This window comes from Thermosynechococcus sp. HN-54, from assembly GCF_023650955.1.
Lineage (GTDB): Bacteria > Cyanobacteriota > Cyanobacteriia > Thermosynechococcales > Thermosynechococcaceae > Thermosynechococcus.
Map to the genome: position 1 here is coordinate 952310 of NZ_CP098039.1, position 25584 is coordinate 977893.

At 52.7% G+C, this 25584-nt stretch carries 30 protein-coding genes; 12 read left to right on the forward strand and 18 right to left on the reverse strand.

Translation table 11 applies throughout. The annotated features are described in order from the left end of the window. The 10 genes from NBE99_RS04530 to NBE99_RS04570 all read right to left on the reverse strand — a co-directional run bounded on the left by NBE99_RS04530 (nucleotide 1) and on the right by NBE99_RS04570 (nucleotide 7635). Entirely contained in the window at nucleotides 1-1251 is a 1251-nt protein-coding gene (locus tag NBE99_RS04530; RefSeq protein ID WP_250683300.1) for an HlyD family secretion protein, read from the reverse strand. Beyond that, the gene (locus NBE99_RS04535; protein ID WP_250683301.1) at nucleotides 1248-1403 is read right to left on the reverse strand and encodes a gamma-glutamylcyclotransferase; all 156 of its coding nucleotides are present in this window, start codon (nucleotides 1401-1403) and stop codon (nucleotides 1248-1250) included. The genes NBE99_RS04530 and NBE99_RS04535 overlap by 4 nt, the downstream gene beginning before the upstream one ends. After that, nucleotides 1400-1714, reverse strand: a complete 315-nt coding sequence (locus NBE99_RS13420; RefSeq protein WP_399370902.1) for a gamma-glutamylcyclotransferase family protein — start codon at nucleotides 1712-1714, stop codon at nucleotides 1400-1402. Before NBE99_RS13420 ends, NBE99_RS04535 begins: the two co-directional genes overlap by 4 nt. Nucleotides 1715-1738: 24 nt before the next feature. Beyond that, entirely contained in the window at nucleotides 1739-2239 is a 501-nt protein-coding gene (locus NBE99_RS04540) for a tRNA (cytidine(34)-2'-O)-methyltransferase (protein WP_250683689.1), read from the reverse strand. Nucleotides 2240-2270: 31 nt separating this feature from the next. Then, the gene (lpxA, locus tag NBE99_RS04545; protein ID WP_315897313.1) at nucleotides 2271-3077 is read right to left on the reverse strand and encodes an acyl-ACP--UDP-N-acetylglucosamine O-acyltransferase; all 807 of its coding nucleotides are present in this window, start codon (nucleotides 3075-3077) and stop codon (nucleotides 2271-2273) included. A 12-nt stretch (nucleotides 3078-3089) separates the two neighbouring features. Next, a complete protein-coding gene (gene fabZ / locus NBE99_RS04550; RefSeq protein ID WP_250683303.1) occupies nucleotides 3090-3551 on the reverse strand; it encodes a 3-hydroxyacyl-ACP dehydratase FabZ in 462 nt (153 codons plus the stop codon). Between the two features lie 63 nt (nucleotides 3552-3614). Continuing rightward, the gene (gene lpxC, locus NBE99_RS04555) at nucleotides 3615-4472 is read right to left on the reverse strand and encodes a UDP-3-O-acyl-N-acetylglucosamine deacetylase (RefSeq protein ID WP_250683304.1); all 858 of its coding nucleotides are present in this window, start codon (nucleotides 4470-4472) and stop codon (nucleotides 3615-3617) included. Nucleotides 4473-4483: 11 nt separating this feature from the next. Further along, nucleotides 4484-6511 (reverse strand): BamA/TamA family outer membrane protein, encoded by a 2028-nt coding sequence (locus tag NBE99_RS04560; protein ID WP_250683305.1) that lies wholly within the window; start codon nucleotides 6509-6511, stop codon nucleotides 4484-4486. A gap of 118 nt (nucleotides 6512-6629) precedes the next feature. Then, nucleotides 6630-7211 (reverse strand): thioredoxin family protein, encoded by a 582-nt coding sequence (locus NBE99_RS04565; protein ID WP_250683306.1) that lies wholly within the window; start codon nucleotides 7209-7211, stop codon nucleotides 6630-6632. A 187-nt stretch (nucleotides 7212-7398) separates the two neighbouring features. Then, nucleotides 7399-7635, reverse strand: a complete 237-nt coding sequence (locus NBE99_RS04570) for a hypothetical protein (RefSeq protein ID WP_250683307.1) — start codon at nucleotides 7633-7635, stop codon at nucleotides 7399-7401. Nucleotides 7636-7815: 180 nt separating this feature from the next. Here NBE99_RS04570 and surE point away from each other — a divergent pair, with 180 nt between their 5' ends. After that, nucleotides 7816-8619 carry a 5'/3'-nucleotidase SurE gene (gene surE / locus NBE99_RS04575; RefSeq protein WP_250683308.1) on the forward strand — a complete coding sequence of 268 codons (804 nt, stop codon included), beginning with the start codon at nucleotides 7816-7818 and terminating at the stop codon, nucleotides 8617-8619. Here the strand turns inward: surE and xth are convergent. Continuing rightward, a complete protein-coding gene (gene xth / locus NBE99_RS04580) occupies nucleotides 8605-9390 on the reverse strand; it encodes an exodeoxyribonuclease III (RefSeq protein ID WP_250683309.1) in 786 nt (261 codons plus the stop codon). The genes surE and xth overlap by 15 nt on opposite strands. A gap of 102 nt (nucleotides 9391-9492) precedes the next feature. Here xth and NBE99_RS04585 point away from each other — a divergent pair, with 102 nt between their 5' ends. Continuing rightward, nucleotides 9493-10932, forward strand: coding sequence for a DUF3084 domain-containing protein (locus NBE99_RS04585; protein ID WP_250683310.1), 1440 nt, complete (start codon nucleotides 9493-9495; stop codon nucleotides 10930-10932). Nucleotides 10933-11029: 97 nt separating this feature from the next. After that, nucleotides 11030-12097 carry a calcium/proton exchanger gene (gene cax / locus NBE99_RS04590; protein ID WP_250683311.1) on the forward strand — a complete coding sequence of 356 codons (1068 nt, stop codon included), beginning with the start codon at nucleotides 11030-11032 and terminating at the stop codon, nucleotides 12095-12097. Here cax and NBE99_RS04595 read toward each other — a convergent pair. After that, a complete protein-coding gene (locus NBE99_RS04595) occupies nucleotides 12094-12939 on the reverse strand; it encodes a transglutaminase family protein (protein ID WP_250683312.1) in 846 nt (281 codons plus the stop codon). The genes cax and NBE99_RS04595 overlap by 4 nt on opposite strands. Before the next feature lie 105 nt (nucleotides 12940-13044). On the opposite strand from NBE99_RS04595, the gene NBE99_RS04600 reads away from it, so the two are divergent. From NBE99_RS04600 to NBE99_RS04610, 3 genes are all read left to right on the forward strand, one after another. Beyond that, nucleotides 13045-13200 (forward strand): hypothetical protein, encoded by a 156-nt coding sequence (locus NBE99_RS04600; RefSeq protein WP_250683313.1) that lies wholly within the window; start codon nucleotides 13045-13047, stop codon nucleotides 13198-13200. A 96-nt stretch (nucleotides 13201-13296) separates the two neighbouring features. Further along, the gene (locus tag NBE99_RS04605; RefSeq protein ID WP_250683314.1) at nucleotides 13297-14082 is read left to right on the forward strand and encodes a hypothetical protein; all 786 of its coding nucleotides are present in this window, start codon (nucleotides 13297-13299) and stop codon (nucleotides 14080-14082) included. Continuing rightward, a complete protein-coding gene (locus NBE99_RS04610; protein WP_250683315.1) occupies nucleotides 14010-14462 on the forward strand; it encodes a hypothetical protein in 453 nt (150 codons plus the stop codon). Before NBE99_RS04605 ends, NBE99_RS04610 begins: the two co-directional genes overlap by 73 nt. A 240-nt stretch (nucleotides 14463-14702) precedes the next feature. Here the strand turns inward: NBE99_RS04610 and NBE99_RS04615 are convergent, their stop codons facing one another. Beyond that, nucleotides 14703-15008 (reverse strand): DUF3155 domain-containing protein, encoded by a 306-nt coding sequence (locus tag NBE99_RS04615; protein ID WP_149819587.1) that lies wholly within the window; start codon nucleotides 15006-15008, stop codon nucleotides 14703-14705. 282 nt (nucleotides 15009-15290) lie between these two features. Here NBE99_RS04615 and NBE99_RS04620 point away from each other — a divergent pair, with 282 nt between their 5' ends. Together NBE99_RS04620 and NBE99_RS04625 are read left to right on the forward strand one after the other, a co-directional pair. Continuing rightward, entirely contained in the window at nucleotides 15291-15464 is a 174-nt protein-coding gene (locus NBE99_RS04620; RefSeq protein ID WP_250683316.1) for a hypothetical protein, read from the forward strand. Beyond that, nucleotides 15465-16667, forward strand: a complete 1203-nt coding sequence (locus NBE99_RS04625) for an anion transporter (protein WP_250683317.1) — start codon at nucleotides 15465-15467, stop codon at nucleotides 16665-16667. Here NBE99_RS04625 and NBE99_RS04630 read toward each other — a convergent pair. Together NBE99_RS04630 and NBE99_RS04635 are read right to left on the reverse strand one after the other, a co-directional pair. Further along, nucleotides 16664-16942 (reverse strand): hypothetical protein, encoded by a 279-nt coding sequence (locus tag NBE99_RS04630; protein WP_250683318.1) that lies wholly within the window; start codon nucleotides 16940-16942, stop codon nucleotides 16664-16666. The genes NBE99_RS04625 and NBE99_RS04630 overlap by 4 nt on opposite strands. A gap of 68 nt (nucleotides 16943-17010) precedes the next feature. Then, nucleotides 17011-17235 carry a replication restart DNA helicase PriA gene (locus NBE99_RS04635; RefSeq protein WP_149819579.1) on the reverse strand — a complete coding sequence of 75 codons (225 nt, stop codon included), beginning with the start codon at nucleotides 17233-17235 and terminating at the stop codon, nucleotides 17011-17013. Nucleotides 17236-17784: 549 nt separating this feature from the next. Here NBE99_RS04635 and NBE99_RS04640 point away from each other — a divergent pair. Further along, nucleotides 17785-19470: an N-acetylmuramoyl-L-alanine amidase gene (locus NBE99_RS04640; protein ID WP_250683319.1), complete on the forward strand. Its 1686-nt coding sequence runs from the start codon at nucleotides 17785-17787 to the stop codon at nucleotides 19468-19470. Here the strand turns inward: NBE99_RS04640 and rfaE1 are convergent. Beyond that, nucleotides 19467-20489, reverse strand: coding sequence for a D-glycero-beta-D-manno-heptose-7-phosphate kinase (gene rfaE1 / locus NBE99_RS04645; protein WP_250683320.1), 1023 nt, complete (start codon nucleotides 20487-20489; stop codon nucleotides 19467-19469). The genes NBE99_RS04640 and rfaE1 overlap by 4 nt on opposite strands. Nucleotides 20490-20672: 183 nt before the next feature. Between rfaE1 and glmM the strand changes: the two genes are divergently transcribed. Both glmM and NBE99_RS04655 read left to right on the forward strand, forming a co-directional pair. After that, complete coding sequence (gene glmM / locus NBE99_RS04650) at nucleotides 20673-22043, forward strand: phosphoglucosamine mutase (protein WP_250683321.1); 1371 nt, start codon at nucleotides 20673-20675, stop codon at nucleotides 22041-22043. Between the two features lie 340 nt (nucleotides 22044-22383). Then, nucleotides 22384-23343 carry a methylenetetrahydrofolate reductase gene (locus tag NBE99_RS04655; RefSeq protein ID WP_305879889.1) on the forward strand — a complete coding sequence of 320 codons (960 nt, stop codon included), beginning with the start codon at nucleotides 22384-22386 and terminating at the stop codon, nucleotides 23341-23343. On the opposite strand, the gene NBE99_RS04660 is transcribed toward NBE99_RS04655, so the two are convergent. Further along, nucleotides 23297-23581, reverse strand: a complete 285-nt coding sequence (locus NBE99_RS04660) for a DUF427 domain-containing protein (RefSeq protein WP_250683322.1) — start codon at nucleotides 23579-23581, stop codon at nucleotides 23297-23299. The genes NBE99_RS04655 and NBE99_RS04660 overlap by 47 nt on opposite strands. Nucleotides 23582-23607: 26 nt before the next feature. After that, complete coding sequence (locus NBE99_RS04665; RefSeq protein WP_250683323.1) at nucleotides 23608-24330, reverse strand: ABC transporter ATP-binding protein; 723 nt, start codon at nucleotides 24328-24330, stop codon at nucleotides 23608-23610. Nucleotides 24331-24456: 126 nt separating this feature from the next. Here NBE99_RS04665 and NBE99_RS04670 point away from each other — a divergent pair, with 126 nt between their 5' ends. Beyond that, nucleotides 24457-25563, forward strand: coding sequence for a polysaccharide biosynthesis/export family protein (locus tag NBE99_RS04670; RefSeq protein ID WP_250683324.1), 1107 nt, complete (start codon nucleotides 24457-24459; stop codon nucleotides 25561-25563). Nucleotides 25564-25584 lie beyond the last annotated feature (21 nt).

Consider the following 25584-nt stretch of genomic DNA (forward strand, 5'->3'; position numbering starts at 1 on the left):
TTAGGTTCCAAAAACCACTTCGACGCTTTGGCCGACGCCACAGAAACGCTCGGCGCTTAAGTCCTCGGGTAGGTTGTTCAGTTGAACGTCAACCGCCAGTTCGTTGCGAACAAGATCGGGAGGGGGCACGGCCACGTTTTCCCCCACTTCGACTTTACCTGGCCCACCACGAATGGCGCGGACAATGCCCTTTAGCCGGCGATCGCTCCCATCCAGTAAACGCACGGTAGCCTCCTGTCCGATCCGCAGGCGCGGATTATCTCGCTCCGCCACCAATGCCGTTGCCCAGACATCATTACAATCTAGAACCTTAACGATTGGATCGCCGGCAGTGAGCGGAATGCCTAAATCCCCCGTTTTGTGGATCACAGACCAAACGACTGCAGTCGTCGGTGCTTTCACTGGGGCAACTCGTTGCAGGGAGAGTTGCTGTTTGATATTGGCAATTTCACGGCGTAGCTCCCCAATGGTGGTGGCCACTGCCAAAAGTTCAACATCAATGTCAACGAGTTCAAGTTGTAAATCAATCAGGCGGATTTGGGGAAAGCTAAATGTGCGCGAAGCATCCAGTTGTAGTCCTTGGCGAGCCGCTTGTAGGGCAGTTCGTTGACGGCGTAGTTCGGCTTGTTTACTCTCAACAAATTTCGCCGCTTGCTTGGCACGGGAAACCGCTTCATCGGCTAATTGGCGCGCCACAGCTCCTGTTTCCACTAAGCTGGTGTAGCGATCGGCCTCAATGCGGGCAATGGCAAGGGCTTCCTGGGCTTGGCGGAGTTCCCCTAGGGTGCGCTGCACTGCTTCTTGGGCAAAGCGAATTTCGAGAGCTTGCTGACTCTGTTGATAGCGATCGAGCTGGTTGATGAGAGCCATGCGGCTATTGCGTTTCTGTTGGAGTCCCTGCTGCTGCGAAAGGGCAACATTGAGTCGAGTTTCCAGATTTTGGCGATCGGTTTCCAGTTGGGGATTGCGATCGTTGCGGATGGTACCAATTTCCGTGCCTGCACTCAGGAGTTCGCCGGGGCGCAGTGGTTCTAGGGTTAAGGTACCGGGAATCGTCGCATAGAGGGTAATGACTGTGCCATTGAGATAGCCTACCCGACTGACCACATTCCGCTGTCGCCACCAGAGGAGATAGACAGCTAAGCCAATGAGCGTCACCCCTAGGCCAATCCGAACCACCCGAAAAATGCGGCGCCGTGTCTCAGTTTGTGGGGGTTTGTTCGCAACTGCACTCGAAGATGAGGTATTCATATTTTTTGTCTCCACTCCCCCGCCTCAGCAATGTACGCCGCGGGAAGTCCGTGTTCCTCTGCCCCCTTGAGGATTGTCTCGAGATAATCGCCTGCCGGCAACAGGGTCTGATCAATGAAATCCTCCCCTGCCCCATAGGCCAAGGCTGTCATGGTCTGCCCTGTGGACGCGATGACTTTGACAAATGCATGGCGGTAGTGTCCGCCCCTTCATCATAATAATCTAGTCGTTCAATCTCTGCTGCCGTACAGGAGTAAATGCCCCCCCAGACGGAATGGTTAGGATGGGGGACGAGATTAGCTTTGCCAGTGCCATCCTCACTGCGTTTGTTAAAGACAAGACGATAGCTGCATAGTTGAGCAATTGCCGCCTCCGGCACCCTACCTAAGCGACGTTTTTTTGGGGCAGTACAGAGGTTGCTGCCGTAGGCAAAGTACCTAAGAAAGTGCCTAATCGTACTCACCCTATTCTGCTTGCTTATTGAGACTTATTGAGAGGTCAAGTGTATTTTACTTTGAGCCAGAGAAGGGTTAGTGGAGTAGTGCAGTTGCCGATAGGCTTCCATCAGGGCGATCGCCACCGAGGCCGAAAGGTTCAAACTGCGCACCGCCGGCTGCCACATGGGAATTTTTAAGAAGGCATCACAGGTGGCCAAGACATCGGCGGGGATGCCATCGGGTTCACTGCCAAAGACCAGCCAATCGCTCTCAGCAAAGCTAAAGTCCCAGTAAATCTGCTGTGCCGAAGGTTCAAAGGCAACAAGGCGTCCGCCGCTATGGGTGGTTTTTAGAAATGTCGGCCAGTCAGGGTGGCAGTACAGAGTGACATACGGCCAATAATCCAGACCTGCCCGCTTGAGGTAGCGATCGCTCAGCTCAAACCCCAAGGGTTCAATCAGATGCAGGGGGGTCTGGGTGGCAGCACAGGTACGGGCAATATTACCTGTATTGGGGGGAATCTGGGGATGGACAAGTACCACAGCAGGCATCGTCTTGGTTTTGGAGGCATCAACAGGAGACTTAATCAGTGGTCGATCGAGCACTAGGGGTTAAGCCCCGCCGTCCCTCTTCGCGGGCATAGGTCAAAAAGCGCTGGAGATGTTCCAAGTGCTCTGAAGGAGGCAGTGTTGCCAATTGGGCGATCGCCTGAGCCAAGGGCAAGTCACGGCGATAGAGAATCCGAAAGGCTTCCTTGAGGTCTCGCATTTCTGCCTCTGTCACCCCTGCCCGCCGCAGTCCCACCTGATTCAGTGCCCGAACCCGTGCCGGGTGACCTTCCACCAGCATATAGGGAGGTACATCGCGATCCACCCGTGCCATTGCCCCCACCATCGCCAAGCGACCAATGTGCACAAACTGGTGAATGCCCACCATACCGCCAATGCGGGCTTTCGACTCAATGCAAACATGACCAGCGATCGAAGCGGCATTCGTAATGACCACCTGATCCTCAATCACACAATCATGAGCCACATGGACATAGGCCAGCAGTAGATTATGGTTACCAATGATCGTCGCATCCCCTTCACCATTGGCGCGGTTAATTGTCACAAACTCGCGAATCGTGTTGTAATCACCAATGCGTAGGGCACTGTTGGCACCCGTATATTTTTGATCCTGAGAGGCCGTACCGATAATTGCTCCCGAAAAGATGCGATTGCCGACCCCCACTTCCGTTGGCCCTTCAATAATCACATGGGCGCCAATTTCCGTATGGGCACCGACGCGCACGTGTTCGCCAATCACGGCATAGGGGCCGACCCGAACTGTGGGATGCAGTTCAGCACTGGGGTGAATGACAGCAGTGGGATGGATGAGCGTTTGCATCATCGCTTGTCACTAGTCCACCAGCGAGAACATCATCTCGCCCTCACAGACCAATTGGCCATTCACCTCAGCCCGTCCTTGCATTTTGCCAATACGCTGCTGTTTAACGACGAGAAGTTCCGCCCGCAGGATCAACTGATCCCCCGGCACCACGGGACGGCGAAAGCGTACTTTATCAATGCCCGCAAAGACAGAGAGCTTATCCTTTGCCCAATTCATTTGCATTAGGACAACGCCTCCCACTTGGGCAAGGGCTTCAACAATGAGCACCCCCGGCATAATCGGACGGCCGGGAAAATGCCCCTGAAAAAAGGGTTCGTTGATGGTCACGTTTTTTAGCCCCACGGCATACTTTTCTGGCACGTAGTCAATGATGCGATCCACCAGCAGAAAGGGATAGCGATGGGGAAGCAATTGTTGGAGATCAGTCACCGTCAGCACAGAAGTGGGTGGGCAGTCAGTCAACGTTGGCATAGGAGTCGGGGTCAGCTTCACATCAAAGATATACACAAAATCATAGGGGAGAATGGTTGCTGACTAAACCATCTGTCGCGCGATCGCCCGTGCCAATTGGGTATGCAGATGATGGCTCGCCCGGTAGGCCACATAATGTGCGATGGGCGGTGTCCCGAGGAGGGCTAAATCTCCCCAAAAATCCAGTAACTTGTGGCGAACAGGTTCATCGGCAAAGCGTAACGGCGGGTTGACCCAACCACTGGCACTGCACACAAGGGCATTCTCTAAACTTCCCCCCTGAATCAGGCCTTGGCTGCGCAAATACTCCACTTGTTCGGCAAAACCAAAGGTGCGAGCAGGGGCAACGGCTAGCGCCAGTTCTGAAGGGGTAAAGCTACACCACTGACGCCCAATGGCCGCGTAAGGGAAGTCAATGCCATAGCTCAAGCGCAACTCAGGAGCAGGAATGGCACTGACAAAGGCTTCCCCTTGATAAACAGTAACGGGTTCCGCCAAAGAGACGACGGAGCGGGGAGCCTCCTGAGCCACCACCCCCACTGCTTGAATGCCCTCTAACCAAGGTTGCGCCGAGCCATCGAGCACTGGTACCTCAGCCCCTCTCATCTCAATCGTGACATTATCTATGCCGGCGATCGCCAGTGCCGCCAAGAGATGTTCAACCGTGCGCACACTGGCACCATTGGCCACCAACTCCGTAGCCAACTGAGTGGATTTCACAGCCTCAATCTGAGCAGGAATCACGGGGTGTCCCTCAAGGTCAAGGCGCACAAACTGTCGCCCCGTGTTGGCGGGTGCTGGCCGTAGAGTCACCTCAACCCATTGCCCGGAATGCAAGCCCAGCCCCGACCACTGGGAAGCTCCGCCAAGGGTCTGTTGCATCGTTGCCACTAAGGCTGTTGGTGCGGAGGCTGTTGTCATCCGTCTTTCTCCTAAAAGCGCTCGCCAATGCCAAAGCTAAAGGCACTGCCCCCTTCATTGTTCCAGCCAAAGTCAATGCGGATATTGCCTAAGGGGGTATTGACCCGCAGGCCGCCGCCATAGCCTAGCCCCTCGCCGGGTTTACCGCGCACAATCCCTGGCTGGCCGGGCACACTGCGTTGGGTACCGAGCAAACTGGCCCCATCGACAAAGAGTGCGCCACCAACAATGTTGAAAATTGGGAAGCGGTACTCTATTGTCCCTTGCACAAAGGCACGTCCGGAGCCGATCGCCCCCTCTTCCCAACCGCGCACCGAGTTAGCACCCCCAATCGTAAAGGATTCATAGGGGGGCAAATCGCCAAAAATGTTGCCCGCTTGGATATTAAAGGCAAAGGTTTGCGGCCCCTCAATGCGCAGAAACTTCACTGGGATATAGAAGCTATAACTGCCCCGCACCCGGTTCATTAAGATATTCCCGGCACCAATAGGAATGGATTGATCCACACCTAGGCGAATCACTTGGCCACTCGTCGGCCGCAGGGGATCATTGCGCAAGTCCCGCAGGATTGCTGCTTGCACGGTAAAGAGGTCATTGTAGCCCCGACAGACCCCATTGTCTGGGAAGGTTAAACAATTGCCCAGAAAATCGGTTGCTACGCGGTCAAAGGAGGCATCCGTGGAGGTGACCCGCTGATATTGCAGACCAAGGGAACCGGTCCAAGCGGTGCGAATCAAATCCCGATCTTTGGTAAAGGGGCGCGTAAAGAAGACGGCACCCCCCAAGCGGTTAATACGGGGTAAATCGCCATTGGCTAGGGGCACATTGATGGGGCCATTGCTGAATGTAAACGGCACAGTTAAGCGGTTAAAGGCACTCACGGTGTAGGAGGTGCGATAGGGATCCCCCTTAATCCAAGGGTCGGTAAAGTTAATGTCAAAGAGAAATTCCCCTTCAGTCCCCCCTTGGGCTTCCACACCAAATTTCCAGTTGCGACCAAAAAGGTTATTTTGCTGGAAGGCAACGGTGCCAAATAGACCTGAGGCAGAACTATACCCCGCCCCAGCAGAAATACTGCCCGTATTGCGCTCTTTGATATTCAGAATCAGGTTAACTTTACGGGGATCTTGACCGGGTTCAAGGGCAACTTGCACATCCTCAAACAACCCCAGTTCAAAGAGGCGTCGCAAATCCGCTTGCACTGTCTTTTGGTTAAGAACCACGCCGGGTTGGGTGTCCATTTCACGGCTAATGACAAAGTCGCGGGTACGCTGTTTCGTTGGTTCTCCTTCTTTGTTGAGGAAGCGATAGGTGACCTGTTCAACCACTCCCTCAGCCACCTGCAATGTGACAACGCCGTCGGGATCGATTTGAGGTGTGCCGACCACTTGCCCCAAAATGTAGCCATTGTCCTTGTAGAACGTGTTGATTTTCTCAATGCCGGACTGTAGCTCCCTCAGGTTTAGAATGCGGCCAATTTGCGGGGCAAAAATCTCATTGACTTTTTCTTGGGTAAGCACTTGGTTACCAGCGACTTGCACGGCTCGCAGCACAGGGTAGGGGCGCACGACAAAGGTAATCCGCACCCCGAGGGGGGTATCGCTGGGCACAGCATTGACATCAGCAAAAAAGCCCGTGGCAAAGATGGCATTGGTATCCTGTTGTAGTTGGGTGCGGGTAGTGGTACTGCCGGGTCGAGTGCTAATGACCTGATAAACCAATTGCTCCAGTTCAGGAGTGGCGCCTTCAACCACCACTTCGGCAATCAACACTTGGGGTTCATCAGCAGGGGGCTGACTCACCGGCGGGGGGGTGGGGGGTGCCGCTGGGGGGCTTTCAGGCACAGGCTTTGCCGATGGTGGTGTTGGGGATGCTGGAGTTTCGGCTGGTTGGTTTTCAGGAGGCGTGGGGGCTTCTTGGCTACGGCTGGGACTCAAAGGACCGAGGGCGATCGCTACGGTTGCCATTGCCACTGCTACCGTTTTCAAGGCAGCCCCCATTGGCTGCATTCGCACTGGCGAAAAAAGTTGGTTATTCACTGCTCACACCTAAAAAACAAATCGCGTCAATACAGCCAAACCCATTGGCATTGATATAACAGTAGGTTAACGACTCAAAAGCGGCAATAAAAGTGCCCCTCTCTGTGCCTTTCCAACATTAGCCGTAATAGGCGGGTTCATTCCCCGGTTTCCATTTGATATTACAGCCGAGACTTGGTTTTTGATCTTCGCTGGGGGTTTGACCGGCTAAGACGGCATCAATGGCAGCCCGCAAGTCTTTCCCAGTCACCGGTAAGCCATTCTGGGGACGGCTGTCATCGAGTTGTCCGCGATAGACAAGCTTGCGATCGCCATCAAAGAGGAAGAAGTCCGGTGTACAGGCTGCCGTGTAGGCCTTGGCCGTTTCTTGGCTCTCGTCGTAACAAAGCGGAAATGTAAACCCTAGTTCGATGGCCATCGCCTTCAGGGACTCTGGGGCATCATCGGGATAGTTGGCGGCGTCATTGGCACTCATGGCAACAATCCCTAAGCCTGTGTCTTTGTAGTCGCGCCCTAGCTTCGCCAGTTCCTCTTGGACGTGTTTCACATAGGGACAGTGGCGACAAATAAACATCACCAGTAGGGCTTTCTTGTCGGCAAAGCTACTGAGGGAAATCGTTTGCCCACTCACCACATCGGGCAGTTGAAAATCGGGAGCAACAGTACCAAGAGCAAGCATCGTGGACTCTGTCCGCGCCATAAAACCTCCTGAGAACGCTGGCAAGAGTGTTACAAATAGTAATATCGTCCCTAGTGTACTCTGTTGCGATCGTTCCTCAAAGTGGTGAGATGAGATGATGTGCTGTGCTAACGAATGCAAAAAGCAGCAAGATCACTGCTGCTTAGGGATTATAAGCTTTGATTTTTGAGCACAGAGGAAAATGGCTTTAGCCAATATAACTTTGACGGGAGACGTGCTTCTCGAAGTTGGCTTGGGTTTGATGGAGAAGTTGCTCGCGGCTGTCGCCCGTGTGTTTCAGCGCAGGCACCAAATTGCGCGCCTGAAGTGCCATGTGCAGTTGCAAATGGGCAACGTATTCGCTAAGGTCTTCACGGAGTAACGGATGACTTTGATGCACAGACACAGTGTTCTCCTTCAACTGATGGTTCAGTAGGCGTTGCATAGATCCTGTTAATTCCCAAAAATGGTCATGTCAGGAATGGTGCATTCAAACTGTTCGGCAGGGTGGGTCATGCAGTGCGCCACTTGACCCTTTTAGAGGTTAACATTTCTCAGGGAGTGTGCTGCGATTTGCAATCAACTGTAATGTTTTGCCAATACTTGACGATTCAGGGGGCAGGAAATGCGGTTACTCATTGCCAATGATGATGGGGTCTTTGCCCCCGGTATTCGGGCGTTGGCAGACACGCTGGCGATCGCTGGTCATGAAGTCGTGGTCGTGTGTCCGGATCGCGAACGCTCCGCTACAGGGCATAGCCTCACTGTTTTTGATCCGATTCGCGCCGAAGTCGTTGGCGATCGCTTTCACCCCAGTATTAAGGCGTGGGCTTGCTCCGGTACCCCCTCCGACTGTGTCAAACTCGCCCTTGGTGCCCTCCTAGAGGAACCTCCCGATTTTGTTGTTTCTGGGATTAACCAAGGCTCCAACCTCGGCACAGATATTCTCTACTCCGGCACGGTGTCTGCTGCGATGGAGGGGGTGATTGAGGGAATTCCTAGTATTGCCATTAGCCTCACCAGTTTCACAGTTCATGACTTTCAGCCGGCCGCTGACTTTGCCAGTCGTCTCCTCAAAGCGCTGGAAACCGCCCCCCTTCCCCCAAAGATGCTCCTCAATGTGAATGTACCTGCCCTGCCTGCCAGTGAAATTGCTGGCGTTGTCATTACACGCCAGGGGATTCGGCGCTACCATGACCTGTTCCAGAAGCGCATTGACCCTCGCGGCAAAACTTACTACTGGCTCGCCGGTGAAGTGGTTGAAGAATATCCCCAAGACCCCAATCAAGCACCCACGGATGTGGAAGCGATCGCCCAAAATCTGATTAGTATTACGCCGCTGACCTTTGATCTCACCTACGGCCAAGGGGTTCAGAGTTTAACTGAGTGGCTGCGCCAACCCACTGTACAGCCCCTATTCAATCTCTAGGATCACGGGTGCATGGTCACTGGGCTTGGGTAAGCGCCGCGGGGCAATATCAATGTGACAGTTGCAGGCCCGGGCTTTGACAGCGGGAGTAATGTAGAGGTGATCAATACGCCAGCCATGATTGCGACGAAAGGCACCCGCCCGATAATCCCACCAAGAGTAGTGCCCCGGCGCCTCAGTAAAATGGCGAAAGGCATCGTGGAAGCCAAGGTCACGAATGGCCGCTAAAAGGTTGCGTTCGGCATCGGTGGCTCCCACTTTTGTGGCGCGATCGCTGGCATCAAACAGGTCTTTATCCTCAGGGGCAATATTAAAATCACCACAGAGAATCACTTCCCCTTGGGCAGTGAGCTGATCGAGATAGACATGGAGGATTTTTAACCAGTGCAGCTTGTAGTGGTATTTCTCACTGTCGTACGCTCCGCCATTGGGAATATAGACATTCACCAAGATCACATCAGGGGCTAATTGGGCGCGAATCAGCCGTTTTTGCGTATCCAAGTCACTGTGGGCAGGCAACTGCGGTGCAAAGCCAGCTTCTACCCCCACAAGGGGCTGACGGCTGAGAATGGCTACCCCGTTATAGGCCTTTTGACCACTACAATAAACATGATACCCACGAACCAGAAAGGGCTGACGCGGGAACTCAGCATCAGTAACTTTGGTCTCCTGAAGACAGAGATAGTCCACCCCAGTGCTATCCAACCATTGGCACACATGGTCAAGGCGGGTGCGAATTGAGTTGACGTTCCAAGTAGCAATTTTTGGCATCGGTTGATTTCAGTCAAAGTGATTTGCCCAAACCGTTATCGGGGGCAGCATCGGCACATACTGTAGAAAGTATAGTTGGGGAGTGGCAGCAGTACCCGAAATATGGCTGGGTATGTTTTGGTCTTGGCCGTGATTATTCTTGGGGGCGCGATCGCGACAGTGGGCGATCGCCTTGGCTCAAAAGTGGGCAAAGCCCGATTGAGTTGGTTTAATTTGCGGCCTCGACAGACAGCTGTCCTGATTACTATTCTCACAGGCAGCTTAATTTCTGCCTCAACCCTCGCCATCCTCTTTGCCCTCAGTCGGGAGTTGCGCGATGGCGTGCTGCGCATTGGTGCGATCCGTCGTCAACAAGCGGCTGCTGAACAAGAACTCGCGGAAACCCGTGCCCAAAAGGATGAAATTGAAGCGGAACTCGCACAGTCCCAAATTGAACTGGCCAACATTCGCCAACGCCTCAGTCAAACCAACCAAGTCCTAGAGCAGGCCGTCAATCGTCAAACCCTCACGGAAGCAGAACTCAAGCAACTCCAAGACCGCTACACCCAAGCCCAAAAAGACCTCGAAAACTTTGAAGCCCAAGGGGCACGCCTGCGGCAAGAAATTCAGCGTTTGCAACGGGAGCGACAAGCCATCCAAGGCCGCCTCGAGGATGTGGCTGGCCAAAAAGCAGCCCTAGAAACCGCCATTCGCACGGCTCAACAGCGCCTTGCCGAAGTTGAAGGTCAAAAGGATCGTCTCCAAGCAGAGATTGATCGCATTCAGGATCAACTGGCCGTTGCCAATCGGCAGCAGCAGGTGTTACGCAATCAACAGCGCAGTCTTCAGCAGGAAATTGCTGCCCTTGAGGCCAGTCGCCAACGCCTTGAGGAAAATGTGAGCATCCTGTTGTTGGGACTACGGCGGGGGACGATCGCCATTCGCACGGGGCAAGTCTTGGCATCTGCTGTGATTCAAAATGTCAAGGAGCCGGCTCAGGCCACCCAAGTTATTGAAGAACTCCTGCGGGAAGCACGTCGCAATGCCATTGTTCTCAACAATCCTCAAAATCTAAAACCGACGGATCAGGTGATTCAAATTACCACCGAAGACGTGAATCGCCTGCGCAGCCAAATTAGTGATGGCCAACCCTATGTGGTGCGGATTTTAGCGGCAGCTAATTATCTACAGGGGGAAAGCAACATTCTTGTGGTGCCCCAAGTGGCGCGCAATCAAGAAGTTTTCCGCGAGGGTGAGAATCTGGCCACCATCTCCTTGGATCCCAGCCAGATGACCGATGAGCAAATTTTGCAACGCTTGGATCAGTTGTTTACGATCAGTAATCAGCGGGCGATCGCCTCCGGTGTCCTCCCTGATCCTGTGACTGGCAGTGTTGGCTCCTTTCGCCAAATTGAACTAGTGAAATTTGTCTTAGATCTTAAAGATCACCAAGGAACAATTGATATTAGTGCCGTCACACCCACTCCCGTTTATACGGCTGGTCCTTTGACCCTTTCCCTCGTCGCCCGCCAAAATCAGCGAGTGATCCTCCGCAGTGGCTAGGCACTACCCCTATTTCTCCCTGCTTGGGATGGAAAACTCAAACCGCAGGCTAGGATAGAGGAGATTTTTCTCCTTTCACCATGTAAGGGGTATCCCCATGAAGCGACTGGTTTCGATTGGTTTTTTGGTGTTTATTCCTCTCTCCATCGCTGCTGAGAAATTGGAATGGGGGGCACTTGCGGTCTTTATCTTGGCTGCTCTCGCCATTGTGCCTTTAGCGATTTGGTTGAGCACAGCAACAGAGGAGGTAGCCCTTGCCACTGGACCCACCATTGGGGGTCTCTTGAATGCCCTTTTTGGCAATGCAACAGAACTCATTATTGCCATTGTGGCGCTGCAAGCGGGTTTAGTGGATATTGTCAAAGCCAGTATTACGGGAACCCTGATGGCAAACCTTTTGCTAGTGATGGGGTTATCCATGCTGTTAGGGGGCATTCGCTACAAGGAGCAATCCTTTGCCCCAGTGGTGGCGCGGGTGAATGCTTCCTCGATGACAGTGGCGATCGCTGCCATTCTTTTACCGGCGATGGTGATTTACACTTCCAATAGTGTGCCGCAAGCAGCTATTTCCAAAATGTCAGTCGTGGCCGCGATCATTTTGATTCTGGTCTATGGGCTAACGTTACTCTTTTCTTTGAAAACCCACAGCTATCTTTACGACGTCAGTCAGGTGGAGCTAGCGGACGAAGAGGGACACCACGAAAAGCCCAACTTGCCCCTGTGGATCACGGTGCTGATGATAGCCACACTTGGGGTGGCCTTTGAATCAGAAATTTTTGTCGGTGCCGTTGAGGCAGCAACGGAGGGGCTGGGTCTGACACCCCTTTTTACTGGAGTCATCCTCTTGCCATTGGTGGGGGGAGCAGCAGAGTATGTGACCGCTGTGGGGGTTGCCCTGAAAAACAACATGGATTTGTCGGTGTCTATTGCCCTTGGTTCCTCGCTCTTGGTGGCGCTCTTGGTGGCACCGGTGCTGGTGCTTATTGGCCAGTTGATTGGTCAACCCATGGATCTAAACTTTAGTCTATTTGAGGTGGTGACCGTCATTATTGCTGTGGTCATTGCCAATGTGATTAGTCTCGATGGCCGCTCGAACTGGCTAGAGGGGGCACTGCTGTTGGCGACCTACGGGATTTTGGGCACGGCCTTTTTCTTCCACACTTAGGCGAGTCGCTGAATTTGCAGTTGGTAGGTCATCGTTGAGGTGACTCCTTGACCCCGCAGTGTCCCTTGAATTGGGGCTGTATCTGCTGCCTCTGCTGCGGCCACAAGGGCAATGTGGCGATCGCTCACTGCTAAGCCATGGGTCGGGTCATAACCCCGCCAGCCAGCTCCCGGTAAATACACTTCAACCCACGCATGGAGATGTCGTTCAGGATTATCCAAGTCTCCTTCCTGATAGCCACTGACAAACCGTGCTGCTAAACCCACAGCCCGACAGGCATGGATAAACAACACCGCCGTATCCCGACAGGAACCCATTTGGTTAGCCCAAGTCACACAGGGAGGCCAAGGGGCACCAGTTTCGCGAATCTGGTGCTGACAGGTTCGGTAAATTTTGTTATTGAGATCACTGAGAAATGTGAGGACACTGCCATCGCCCTTGGCTAACGTTGTCCACGCCAGTTCATAGGCCACAGGATCCACTGGCGCCGAGAGATAGGGATGCAAACTGGTCGCTAGCCGCTGCGGATAGTTAAAAGGGAGTGTGGTTGCCCACGAGTCAAGCAAATAGTTAAAGGGATTGTCACAATAGGTTTCTACTTCAGACGTGACTTGAATCATCAGGGAGGTGGTGGGCTGTGGTGACCACCAGTAGCGCTGAATGTGATTGCCATAGACATCGAGAACCGTACTTTGGCCTTGGGGTGTCGGTAAAATCTGTATGGAGAGCGATCGCAGGCGTTGGTGGCCATCACTGCGCGGGATCAACCGCAGATCGTGGGAAGCAAGGGCAACCGGGTCACTGTAGGTGTAAGTGGTTTGGTGGCAGATGCGGTATTCCATTCTAATGGGTTAAAAAATCAGTATTTCTACGGGTTGACTTTATCATTTCTTGGCAGTAGCTTCATGCTATTCCTCACACTCTTCGCATAGAATTTGGTAACAATTATGATTCCATTCTTGTTTCTTGGAGCAGCGATTGCTGGTTTAGTCGGTATAGAGGCTGCTGCCGACGGCTTGCGCAAACAGAAAGAAGCGAAAGAAAAACGTGAAACCGCTAAAAAACGCTACGAATCTGCTAAAGAATGCTATGAATCTGCCTAAAGTCGCTATCACTCTAAGAAAGCACATGTCAAGTATGCCGAAGATCAAACTGAAACGCTATACAAAGATTTGCGAAAATACATCTTGGAACGTATCTTGGAACGTACAGAAGGTACAGTGAGCGGTTTTTTGAGGCTTACTGAGGAATTGAAACAAAAGTATTCACTCTCTGATCTAGAGCTTGGTGAAGTAATGTTACGTGCTCTGGAGCTTCGGGAGGTAGGATTTGAGGGGCTGAATAAGTACCCGCAAACGGTGGACGCAGATATTAATCCAGAGACAGTTCTCGGAGGCATTTTACTAGGTGGTAGTGCAGGAGGTATAGCCGGTGAATTAGCTGGTGGTTTGCTACTAGGAGGTGTTGTTGGAGGTGCTGTTATTGGTTCTATCCTTGTAGGACTTAGTCTATCAGCAGAAGGAGAAAAAGCTCTCACTGAAGCAGAAAAGAAACTCACCAGAGCAAAAGAATATGTTGCAGAAATAGATGAAAAAATCACCACGATGGCTGCTTACATCAGATACCTAAAAGACGGTGTTCAACGACGGATTCAAGAGCTAGAGTCAGTTCTCAAGAATCTTGATCAGCGTTGTCAGAGAGCGCTCAACGAGTTAGAAGTGGCTATTAAACAAGGGTTCGATATCCAGCGGGAAGAGGATGTTCAGAAGTTTCAGAAAGCATTGCTTTTAGTCAAAGCACTACGAGAGATTATCCGCACACCGCTCCTTGATCGCGACGGCAACTTGAATCCTGAACACACACGATTGCTAGCAGCCTATCGGCAGAGCGCAAGTCTCTCTAGGAGGAGAAAGTGTTTTACAATCAACTTTCGGAAAAAGCTCTCCTCAGTGGAGCAACAGGAGCAACAATCGTTCTCAATTTAGTCCATTCTCTTGTTGAAAGCTACCAGCAGGAAATCACGAACCAAGTTCGAGAGCAGGAAATTACGAAGCAGGTCCAAGAACAAGAGATTACGAAGGGCCAGCAAATCGAGGCACGGAAGCAAGAAAGGCTTGCAGAGATCAACGCGACACAAGAGCTTCTCATCGGCCACCTCAATCCTTCCTTTGAGGAGCGGGCGCAGGCTTTTCAAAAATTCTTTGAGCAGATCGATGGAGCAATTACCCGTGGAGACAATACTCAACTGGCGCTGCTTCTGGATGCTGTGGTCAAATACGCTCAGACAAGTCCCTTTAGCCAGTTAGCTGACTTGGCACAGGTACAGGCCAATTTGAGCAATCCTAACCACGTTTGGGAGTTGTAGCCCTCCACCCAATAAGGAAGCCGCCCGAACGATTGACTGTCCAGGCGGGGTGTGGTGTGAGGAGTGAACGGAAACGTGCGTCTCCGCTATTTCTATTGTAGGGGACAGTTTCCAAATTGCCATAAGTAAATGGCGCAAAAAGATCAAATCCTTTGCACCCCAGCGTCTATTGCCCTCAACAGCAAAAAGAGCCAGAAGCAACTCCTGACTCCTCTAAAATCGGTGTTTGTCAAAAACAGCCTAGCGGGTAGTGGCTGCCATTTTCTCTTCTGCAAGTTCCCTTAGGCTAGGGAATAAAAAGTGATTTTCTTCAACGTACTGCGCACCAAATAAGCCTTTTTCTGCCCAGAAGTAGCGATCGGTGGTGTGCTCATTCCGCTTAACAAGGAGTAAAGCGGGCGGGGTGATCCCCTTGGCCTGAATGAATTTTCGTGCCGCTGTCACAGGTTTATCTTCGCCACTTTCGATGCTATATTGAGGTACGCACTCAAGAATTTTGCGTCCTTCGAGACGCCGCCGGCTCTTCCGCTTCCGTCTTCTGGCCAAGTTGCCTTACCTCCTTTGCCTTAAAAGAACTGTTATTGAGTTTACAAAAGTCGCCCTTTAGTATATCTGGTGTGTCGTAGAATTTCAACTTTCGTTAATTTATCGAAACACGATTTATTGACTGGACAACGATCTCCCCCTTAGGATCAAGGCTTTATTGATCCCAATGCCCCCACTATAGCAAATTGTGCCACTTGAGAAAGTGGTTCTGTGGATTAGCGCCTAAGGCAATGGGCTACCCTAGAGAACAGTGATTCAAGTTGCCAAAAGCCCAGAAAGCCTATGATGATTCAACGCTTGGTTCAGCGGGTTCTTGAAACCCAAGTTTTAACGTCGGCGATTGAGAACCAAATTTCCCAGTTGCTGTGGAAACGGGAATACGACGGTGAAGACATTGCTGCCCTTGGGGAACTGCTCGACGCCTTGGAGGCCAAGAAAATTCAAACCCAACAGTAAGTGCTGCGGTTTATTCTCCAACTCCTGATCCTCGCCCTCAGCTATGGTGCCTTAGCCCTAGGGAGTGTACCGGGGCTGCGCATGAATCGTGCCACGATCGCCCTTGTGAGTGCGGCTCTTTTGATTGCCCTAGGCGTAATTGATCTACCAGCCGCATGGCAAGCCATTGATCCTCAAACCATCGTGTTTCTGCTGAGCATGATGATTGTCAATGCCTATCTAGGCTACAGTGGCTTTTTTCAGCTGGCCATGGTAGGGGTGGTGCGCTTTAGTGGCAGTCCTTTGGGGTTGCTGGTGTTTCTCACTGTGGCTACGGGAATGTTGTCGGCGGTCTTTCTCAACGATACCCTTGCTCTTGTCACGACGCCTTTAACACTGCGCATTACCCATGTCTTGGGTTTGAATCCAGTGCCCTACCTGCTGGCGATCGCTGGTGCAACCAATATTGGCTCAGTGGCCACCCTCAGCGGCAACCCCCAAAATATTCTCGTGGGATCATTTTCAGGGTTAGGTTATCTCCAGTTTGCCCAAGTGATGGTCCCTGTAGCGGTACTAGGTTTAGCTCTTCAAGTGGCTTGGTTGTGGTGGCTCTACCCAGAGGTGCGATCGCGCCAACCCTGCACTCTAGCGACTCTGCAACCGACTCGGATCCAAAAAGGGCTACTTCACAAAACCCTCATTGTCTCCGGGTTAATGTTCTTGGCATTTCTGCTGGGCTTTCCTTTGGCAGAATCTTCCCTATTGGCGGCAGCGGCTTTACTAGTCACCCGTCGTCTCAAGCCAGAGCGGGTTCTTGCTCAGGTGGATTGGTCACTACTGGTTCTTTTTGCAGGTCTGTTTATTCTCACCCGCTGTATTCAAAACTTTGATTTATTAGCTGCTTTACGCCCTTGGGTGAATCAGCCGTTACCTTTGGTGCTGATCACGGCACTGCTGTCGAACTTCATCTCTAATGTGCCCACCGTCTTGCTGTTAGCCCAGTTTATCCCCCAAGAAGCCGATCAACTCTGGTACCTGCTGGCAGCCACGAGTACTCTTGCCGGTAATCTCACGCTCTTTGGCGCTGTAGCCAACTTAATTACCGTTGAGGCCGCTGCTAGCTCCGGACAGCGGTTTTCGTTTTGGCAGCACTTGCGCTTTGGTGCACCGCTCACAGTGTTGACGCTGGCGATCGCCTACGCTTGGATCGTGAGTCAGACCTAGGGGCTAAAGGTTGGAGTTGTTGCTCCAGAGGGACTCTCAAAGTAAGCCACGTCAGACATGATGACAGGCGCATCAGACTCAGGAAGGGACTGCCCTTGACTGAGATAGCCGACACAGCCATTCATCAGGCTATAGACAAAAATCACACCTCCCGCTGAGATGGCCACGAGGCCGCTGGCCAGCAGTAAGGAAAAATCCCGAAGGCGATAGGCACCGTGGAGGAGTCGCACCGACCACAGCACCAATGCCAGTACCAGTAGAAGTAAGATAGCCATATGTAAACTATCTTAACAACTCTCAGGATTTTCCTCATCAATCTTTAGATTCTTCTAATGAATTCTTGCTAGCACAGTGCCCGTGTTCGCTCTATGGTGCAAGTGAGGTTGGCACCATACTGACCCACATGGGTAATTTCAGGCGTGTAGGCCTCTAGTACCCGTCCTGTGCGATCGCACATCGTTAGGACATAGTCACAGTGGGGACACTGGGTGTGACTGACGGAGCCATAGCGTTGGCGAAGGGCTAATTTACCACAGTGAGGACAGTGAATCGTTTGCATTGTAACCATAGTTAAATAATCCTTAAATTCTTTTTGATGTGTACGAACTTGTGATAGAAGGAGTTGCGCAAACTTGCGTTTCAAAATAACAAGACCAAAGAAATAGTATTGCGCAACATTAAGGAAATTTATGAGAGAGGACACTTTTCATTATGGGTGGATTTTCTAGAGATGGCAATGATCCCAATGTTAAAAAATATGCTACTTCAGCGGGGATCAACGAATTCTATAAATGCCCTTAGCGAAACTCTCTTTACTTTCCTGAGTGGTGATTGACCTTTATAACCCTTTCACAAAGATGAAATAGGCTCAAACTAGACAAAACGACTCTAGGAAAGATTACATCCCCTTTACGTCCTCCTTGTTTCAGAAAAGAAAGAGCTATGTCTTACTTGTGCTTTTGTTCAGAGCTGTGAACTCAACGTAATGGTTTGTAAACTCTCATCATTGACAACTGAAGAGTAATAATCTGAAGAAAATATTAAGAAGTTGAGTGTATGGGGGTAGCAAGTGAAGGGGTTCAGCCTTGGTCTTTTAGGTGGATTCTTCCTTGGCCCAATGACATCAGCAGTAGCCCAAGGTTCTCTACAAGTGGTTTATCCGCCGCGAGAGCACACGACTAGTGCACCCCAGATTTTCTTTATTGGTACCGCACCGCCGCAAGTTGTCGTTACCCTCAATGGGCGGGTGGTTGGCGATCGCTCCCCCGCGGGACACTTTGCCCCCAGTATTCCCCTGCAACCCGGATTGAATCGCCTCACCCTCCAAGCAGGGGATCAGCGCCTTGACTTTGCCATTACCCGCACTGTGCCCCAAGTACCGACCACACTACAACCCCTAGAGCCAACGGCCGATTTAGTGCGCCTGCCCAATGAAATTGTTTGCTTTACCGCTGCCGCCCCCCGCGATCGCGCCGTTCAAGTCCAAGTCGGTCAGCGTATTCTGCCCCTAAAACCCCTACCGCTCCAAGTGCAACTGCCCTCTAATCTGGCTGCGCTGATTCAGCAAGCGGATGTGACGACTCCTCAGCCGCCTCTCTACCGCAACTGCCTCCAACTGACCCAAGTGGGCGACTATGGTTCGATTCAGTGGCAATTGGAAACTCAACGCCAAGTAGGTGCGCGCATTCGTGTGGCTGAGCCGACGCAATTACCCGTTGTTGAGGTCACCCGCTCCCTTGGGGGGGTGGCACGCACGGGCCCTAGCACCGATTATTCGCGGCTGACACCACTGCCAGTGGGAACGCGAGCACGGGTACGCGGACAGACGGGGGATTGGCTGCATTTAGACTATGGGGGTTGGATCCGCGCCAATGAAGTGCGCTTCCTCTCCAGTGCTCTGCCGACAACGGCCACCATCCGCAGTATTACCAGCCGCCAGCTTGCCGGTTGGACAGAAATTCGCTTTCCTTTGGATGTGCCGGTGCCCATTTCGATTCAGCAGGGCGATCGCCAGTTCACGCTGACGCTCCATAACACCATTCCCCAAACGGATATTATTCGTCTCGACGCCGATCCAGTCATCCAACGCCTTGATTGGTATCCCCTTGATCAAGAACGGGTGGAGTATCGTTTTACGCTTCATCATCGCCAACAGTGGGGCTACCGCGTCGCCTATGAGGGCAATCGGCTAGTGCTGCAACTGCGTCATCCACCGCAACTCCAACGGGGGTCACGCCCCTTAGCAGGTATCAAAATTCTCCTTGATCCCGGTCATGGCGGACCTGAGGACTTGGGGGCACGCGGCCCAGATGGCACACCAGAAAAGGTCGTCACCTTGGCACTGGCGAAAAGGCTGGCACCCGAGCTAGAACGCCTTGGGGCAGCGGTCATTTTGACGCGCACAGAGGATATTGATCTGGACTTGCCCGATCGCATTCTTGCCATTGAATCAGCACAGCCTACTCTTGCCCTGAGCTTGCACTACAATGCCCTTCCCGATGGAGGTGATGCCCGCAACACGCAAGGGATCGGCACGTTTTGGTATCACCCCCAAAGCCATGATCTGGCTCTTTTCCTTGAGGGTTATTTGAGTCGGCAACTGCGGCGGCAGCGGTACGGTGTGTTTTGGAATAATCTTGCCCTGACTCGTCCGACAATTGCCCCTGCGGTCCTGCTGGAACTGGGCTTCATGATTCACCCCGAAGAGTTTGAGTGGATTGTCAACCCCCAAGCCCAAGCCGAGCTTGCCCGTACCTTGGCTCAAGGCATTCTGGAATGGTTGCAGCAGGCCACGTCGGACTAATCTTCTAGCAAATGATGCAGGGCTGCCGCCATCTCTGCCGTGGAGGTTGTCGCGGTACCAAAGCGGCGCACCACAATACTGGCAGCCAAGTTTCCTAAAACAGCTGCCTCCCAAAGACTCGCACCCGCCACAAGGGCAAGGGTTAAAGCAGCCACAACCGTATCGCCTGCCCCAGTCACATCAAAGACATCCGTGCGGTTAAAGGCGGGTAAATGGTAGGGCGCAGCTTCACGGCTAAACAGACTCATCCCCGCATCCCCTCGCGTAATCAGGATGTATTTTGCTGCTGTCAACTCCAGCAAATCTTCCCCAGCTCGCAGTACCTCGGCCTCCGTGCGAATCGGATAGCCCACCGCTGCCTCTGCTTCTGGCAGGTTGGGAGTAAACAAGAAGGCACCGCGATAACGGGCTAAATCCCGTTGGGTATCCACAATTGTCCGCTCATGCTCTAGGGCAGCCGCAATCACAGGGGGGGTAAAGACGCCATCCCCATAGTCCGAACAAACCACGGCATCGGCAGTCCCCACCTGCTGACGAATAAAGGTCGCTAACGCCTCTTGGAGCGCCGGGGCAGGCAGATCATCGGACTTGCGATCCACCCGCACAATTTGCTGCGTCACCGACTGGCGGGCATGGCCAGAAATACGGGTTTTCGTCACGGTGGGGCGATCGCGATCCCTGAAAATTCCTTGAGTATCAATTCCAGCCGCTTGAAAAATCTCACACAGAGCTTGACCTTGAGGATCCTCACCCACCAGACCAACCGCCTGCACTTGAGCACCCAACTTGGCCAAATTGTAGATGGCATTGGCACCGCCCCCCGGAACTTGGCGGGTAAATTCATGGCGCAAAATGAGAACAGGGGCTTCGCGCGAGAGGCGCTCCACCTGACCCGTGAGAAACTCATCAAGGGTGAGATCTCCCACCACCAGTACCCGTGCTGAAGGAAAGGACTCTAGAAGATGCAGGAGTCGCCCTTGGGATAATTGCAATTGCTGTCGCAGGTCGGGTGGTAACATCTTGCTTTGCCTCAATTCCCGCTGATCCAGCATACGTCTGCGGGGGGGCACTGATGCGCGGGGCAAGGTTCGCAGAGGTGATATAGTCCAAAAAGGGTGAATAAATGTAAAGAATCGTCTCCTGCATAGCCAAGGAGATCGACTAGAAAATAGTGAGTGTTGGTGTGGCGTGAGGAATCAATCATGACTGGGCAGCAGCCGATTCGGTTTGGTACCGATGGCATTCGCGGACGTGCGGGAGAGTTACTAACCCCCAACTTGGCTTTGAGCTTGGGATATTGGGTGGGAGAAGTCCTACGGCAAACGACGGATACCCCCCACCGTCCCTTTATTATTGGCCAAGATTCTCGCAACTCCAGTGATATGTTGGCCACAGCCTTGGCCGCAGGGCTAACCGCCGCTGGTTTTGAGGTGTGGAATGTGGGCTTGTGTCCGACGCCCTGTATTGCCTACTTGACCGCCACCACAGAGGCGATTGGCGGTGCCATGATTTCCGCGAGTCACAATCCCCCCGCCGATAACGGCATTAAAATTTTTGGCAGTGATGGCAGCAAGCTCAGCTCTGATCTGCAAAAACAAATTGAAGCCCACCTAAATGCTGGACTCTCCCTCCCCTCTACCCAACAGTGGGGACATTTGCGCCATCGTCCGGAACTGCTCCAGCGTTATCGCCATGCGGTGCAAGCCCCCCTTCAGGATCGTCAACCGCTGCGGGGACTGCGGGTGGTGTTGGATTTGGCTTGGGGGTCTGCGGTAGCGGTGGCACCGACGGTGTTCCATGCCCTAGGGGCTGAGGTGATTGCCCTTCACGATCGCGCCGATGGCGATCGCATCAATGTGAACTGTGGCTCCACCCATCTGGACCCCCTGCAGCAGGCGGTGCGTGAAACTCGGGCAGCCATGGGGTTTGCTTTTGATGGCGATGCCGATCGCGTGCTAGCGGTAGATAGTCAAGGGCGGGTCGTGGATGGTGACCACATCCTCTATTTCTGGGGGCAAAAGCTCCAGTCGCAGGCACAACTGCCCAAGGACATGATTGTGGCCACTGTGATGTCTAATCTTGGTTTTGAGCGGGCGTGGCAAGCGCGGGGAGGACAACTGGTGCGGGCTGCTGTGGGCGATCAATACGTCCATGCGGAAATGCTGCGCCACGGCGCCATGCTGGGGGGAGAACAGTCCGGACACATCCTCTGCCGTCACTATGGTGTGGGTGGTGATGGCCTGCTCACAGCCGTTCACTTAGCGACCCTAGTTCAGGATTCCCGTCTATCCCTAGCACAATTGCGAGACCAAAGTTTTACCGCCTATCCGCAAATTCTCCGCAATGTCCGTGTTGAAGATCGAAAGCGACGACTCCACTGGCAAGAATGTGAGCCTCTGCAACAGATGATTACCAAAGCCCAGCTGGATATGGGCGATCGCGGGCGAGTCTTGGTGCGTGCCTCTGGGACAGAACCCGTTATCCGCGTCATGGTGGAAGCCGAGCAGCAAAATGTTGCCGATTATTGGACAGAAACCCTCGTGCAAATGGTGACCGTTCATTTAGCGGCCTAGCAGAGATCCTGCTCAGATATTTCGGCAATTAATTGTTACTCGCAAATTTTTGTGACTGAGGGAACCAACAACCACAGCCTTTTTCGCAAGACTTCCATCCCCTGAGCAGAACAGCAAAATGACTGTGCACCCCTATAATACTGGCAGTGCTGCAGCCCAAATCCCCGCCAAGTTGGTCACCCTTGGTTCTATGTTGGAACTAAAAACTGTTAAAGGTACCTAATATTTCTGCTTTTGGGGAGTTTGATCGCTAGACGGCATTGGTTTGCCAAAAAGGCTTGCTGCCTTGCCCGCTGCATTCAATTGTGCCGGAATCATTGGGCAAAAGGCGATATGATAATTGCCTAGTCGCGCTCTAGCCATTTCCTTGTCAGTCTCGCGTTTTCAAGCTGCCTGTGAGCAGGGTGAGTTTCTCATCACCGCAGAGGTGTGCCCCCCTAAGGGTAGAGATGCCAGTACAATGTTGCGCCAAGCAGCCCATCTCAAGGGGCGAGTTCATGCTGTCAATGTCACCGATGGCAGTCGCGCCGTGTTGCGCATGAGTTCTTGGGCAGCCGCTTATTTGTTGCAACAGCAGGGGTTTGAACCCATTTGTCAAATGGCCTGTCGCGATCGCAACCGCATTGCCCTACAGGCGGATCTCATGGGCATTGCCGCTCTAGGTTTACACAACATTTTGGCACTCACGGGAGACCCCGTCAAATCCGGTGATCATCCCCAAGCCAAGCCTGTCTTTGATTTGGAGTCCGTACGGCTACTGCGCATGATTGGCCAGCTGAATCAAGGGGTGGATAGCGAGGATCGTCCCTTACCCGATGGAGCCACTCAATTTTTTGCCGGCGCTGCCGTTGATCCCCAGTCTGCCAGTTGGTCAGGCCTGCAACAACGCTTTGAACGCAAATTGGCTGCGGGTGCCCAGTTTTTCCAAACGCAGTTGATTACAGATTTCGATCGGCTAGCCAAGTTTATGGATCAGATTGCGGCGGGCTGTGGTCGGCCGATTCTGGCGGGAATTTTTCTTCTCAAGTCTGCTAAAAATGCCATGTTTATCAACCGCGCCGTGCCGGGGGCACTCATTCCCCAGCACCTTATTGATCGCCTTGCAGCGGCGACTGATCCCTTGGATGAAGGGATTACGATTGCGGCTGAGCAGGTACAACAGGCGCGGGAACTCTGTCAGGGGGTGCACTTAATGGCGGTGCGCCGTGAAGATTTGATTCCTGAAATTCTTGACCGAGCGGGGATTGCCCCCCTTAGCGCGTCACCTGTACCCCTCGCCAAAACGCCACATAGCCCTTGATATTTGCCGCCGCAGGCTTGGGATCAGGGTAGTACCATGCAGCATCACGATTCACTTCACCATTGACAACAACGTGGTAGTAGCTAGCTGTGCCTTTCCAACCACAAACTGTGTGGGTATCGCTGGGCTGAAAATACGCCGAATTGAGTGCCTCGGGCGGAAAATAAACATTGCCTTCGACCACTTCGTAGCGATCGCTCTCGGCCAAGGTCGCGCCTTTCCAAACTGCTTTTGCCATTACTTTTTTCTCAGGTGTTCCCCTTCTTAAGATAAAACAGGTGCCGTCAGCGGGCTAGGCACATTGGGGCGATCGGCACGAATTTGACCATCGCGAAACTGAATAATGCGGTGGGTGACAGCCGCCACATCGGCTTCATGGGTCACCATAATTACCGTCATTCCAGCCTCATTGAGTTGCCCAAAAATAGCCAGAATTTCCGCAGTGGTATGGCTATCGAGGGCACCCGTGGGTTCATCGGCGAGGAGCAGTAGGGGCTGATTGACAATGGCGCGGGCGATCGCCACCCGTTGTTGCTGTCCTCCCGACAGTTGAGTGGGACGATTGTCAAGGCGGTGACCCAAGCCCACCTGTTCCAATGCTGCCACAGCGCGATCGCGCCGTTCCTTGGGGGGCACTTGGGCATAGACCATGGGCAGCATCACATTTTCCAGTGCCGTTAGTTGCCCTAGCAGGTAGAACTGTTGAAAGACAAAGCCAATCTTGGCATTGCGAATATGGGCAAGTTCATCATCGCTGAGACACGCCACATCCTGCCCATCGAGAAAGTAGCGGCCAGAGGTTGGACGATCCAAACAGCCAATAATATTCATCATTGTGGACTTTCCTGACCCCGAAGCCCCCATAATTGCACAGTACTCCCCTCGCTGAATTTGTAGATTCACATCCTTGAGGGCGTGAACTTCGGTTTCCCCCTGGCCGTAAACCTTAGAAATGTGTTGTAGGCAAATGAGTGGCTGATCGAGCATTACAATTAGGTGACAAGGTCATTTGCACTCATTCTAAAGCCTTTTTTCATGACCTTGGTTGCGACTAGATCGCATATGGTAGAACAAACAAGTGAGTGAGGAGAATGAACTATGGGGTGCAGAGCATTGCCAAAGCTACACAACACCGTCATCACGCTGGCGATCGCTAGTGGATTGACCCTTGGGGCAACACTGATGGCACCCCGCTCGGCCACTGCTCAGCCGATGCCCGTCAGCGCAAGCTCCTATAGTTTTACCAGCATTAACCCCCTTCAGGACTATCTTTTGGGTGCAGGGGATGTACTTTTCATTGAGGTTGTCAACCTTCCCTCAACAGTCACTAATCAACGACAATTTAGTGTTAATCTTGATGGCTCATTAACTTTACCTTTGGCAGGGCGCGTCATGGTGGGCGGCTTAACCCTACCCCAAGCAGAGCAGGTCATTCTCAAGGCCTATAGTAAGGTCATGCGCTTTCCAGCAGTGACTGTTACATTACAAACCCCGCGCCCCATGAAGATTCTGGTGGCGGGTGAAGTCACCCGTCCAGGGTCTTACATTGTCCCTTTTACTTCTGTGTCAACTTCTGCCCCTGGTATTGGCCTCTCAGGTGGATTAACATGGCCTCGTCTTAGCCAAGTACTGGCTCAAAGCGGTGGAATTACCCAAGAGGCCGATATTCGCAACATTGAGGTACGCCGTCAACTGGGAAATGGCCAAACAGCCGTAACCAGAATTAATCTTTGGGAGATGATTCAATCGGGGGAGGCGAACCAAGATATTACACTGCGCAGTGATGATGTGATTGTGGTGCCCAAGGCGAAGGAAATCAATGCGGCTGAAGCAGTACGGGTTGCCTCTGCAACGTTTTCGCCGCAGGTGATCCGAGTGCAGGTTGTCGGGGAAGTGGCGCGACCGGGTTTTGTCGAAGTGCCAGCCAATGCCACGCTTACTCAAGGAATTGGGGCGGCTGGCGGATTTAATGTGCAACGTGCCAATATGTCTAGGGTAACGCTGGTGCGACTCAATCGGGATGGCACGGTCAGTCGGCGACGGATTCCCTTTAGCTTGGCGGCTCAACCCAATGCAAATAATAATCCTGTGTTGCAACAGGGGGATGTGATTGTTGTCGAACGGTCAGGGCTGACGCAGGTGGGAGACACGATTGGCAATGCGTTACGGCCTTTGGGGGCATTGGGAACCCTAGGATTCTTTATCAATCTATTCGACTAGCTATTGATTAGGTATGTGCTA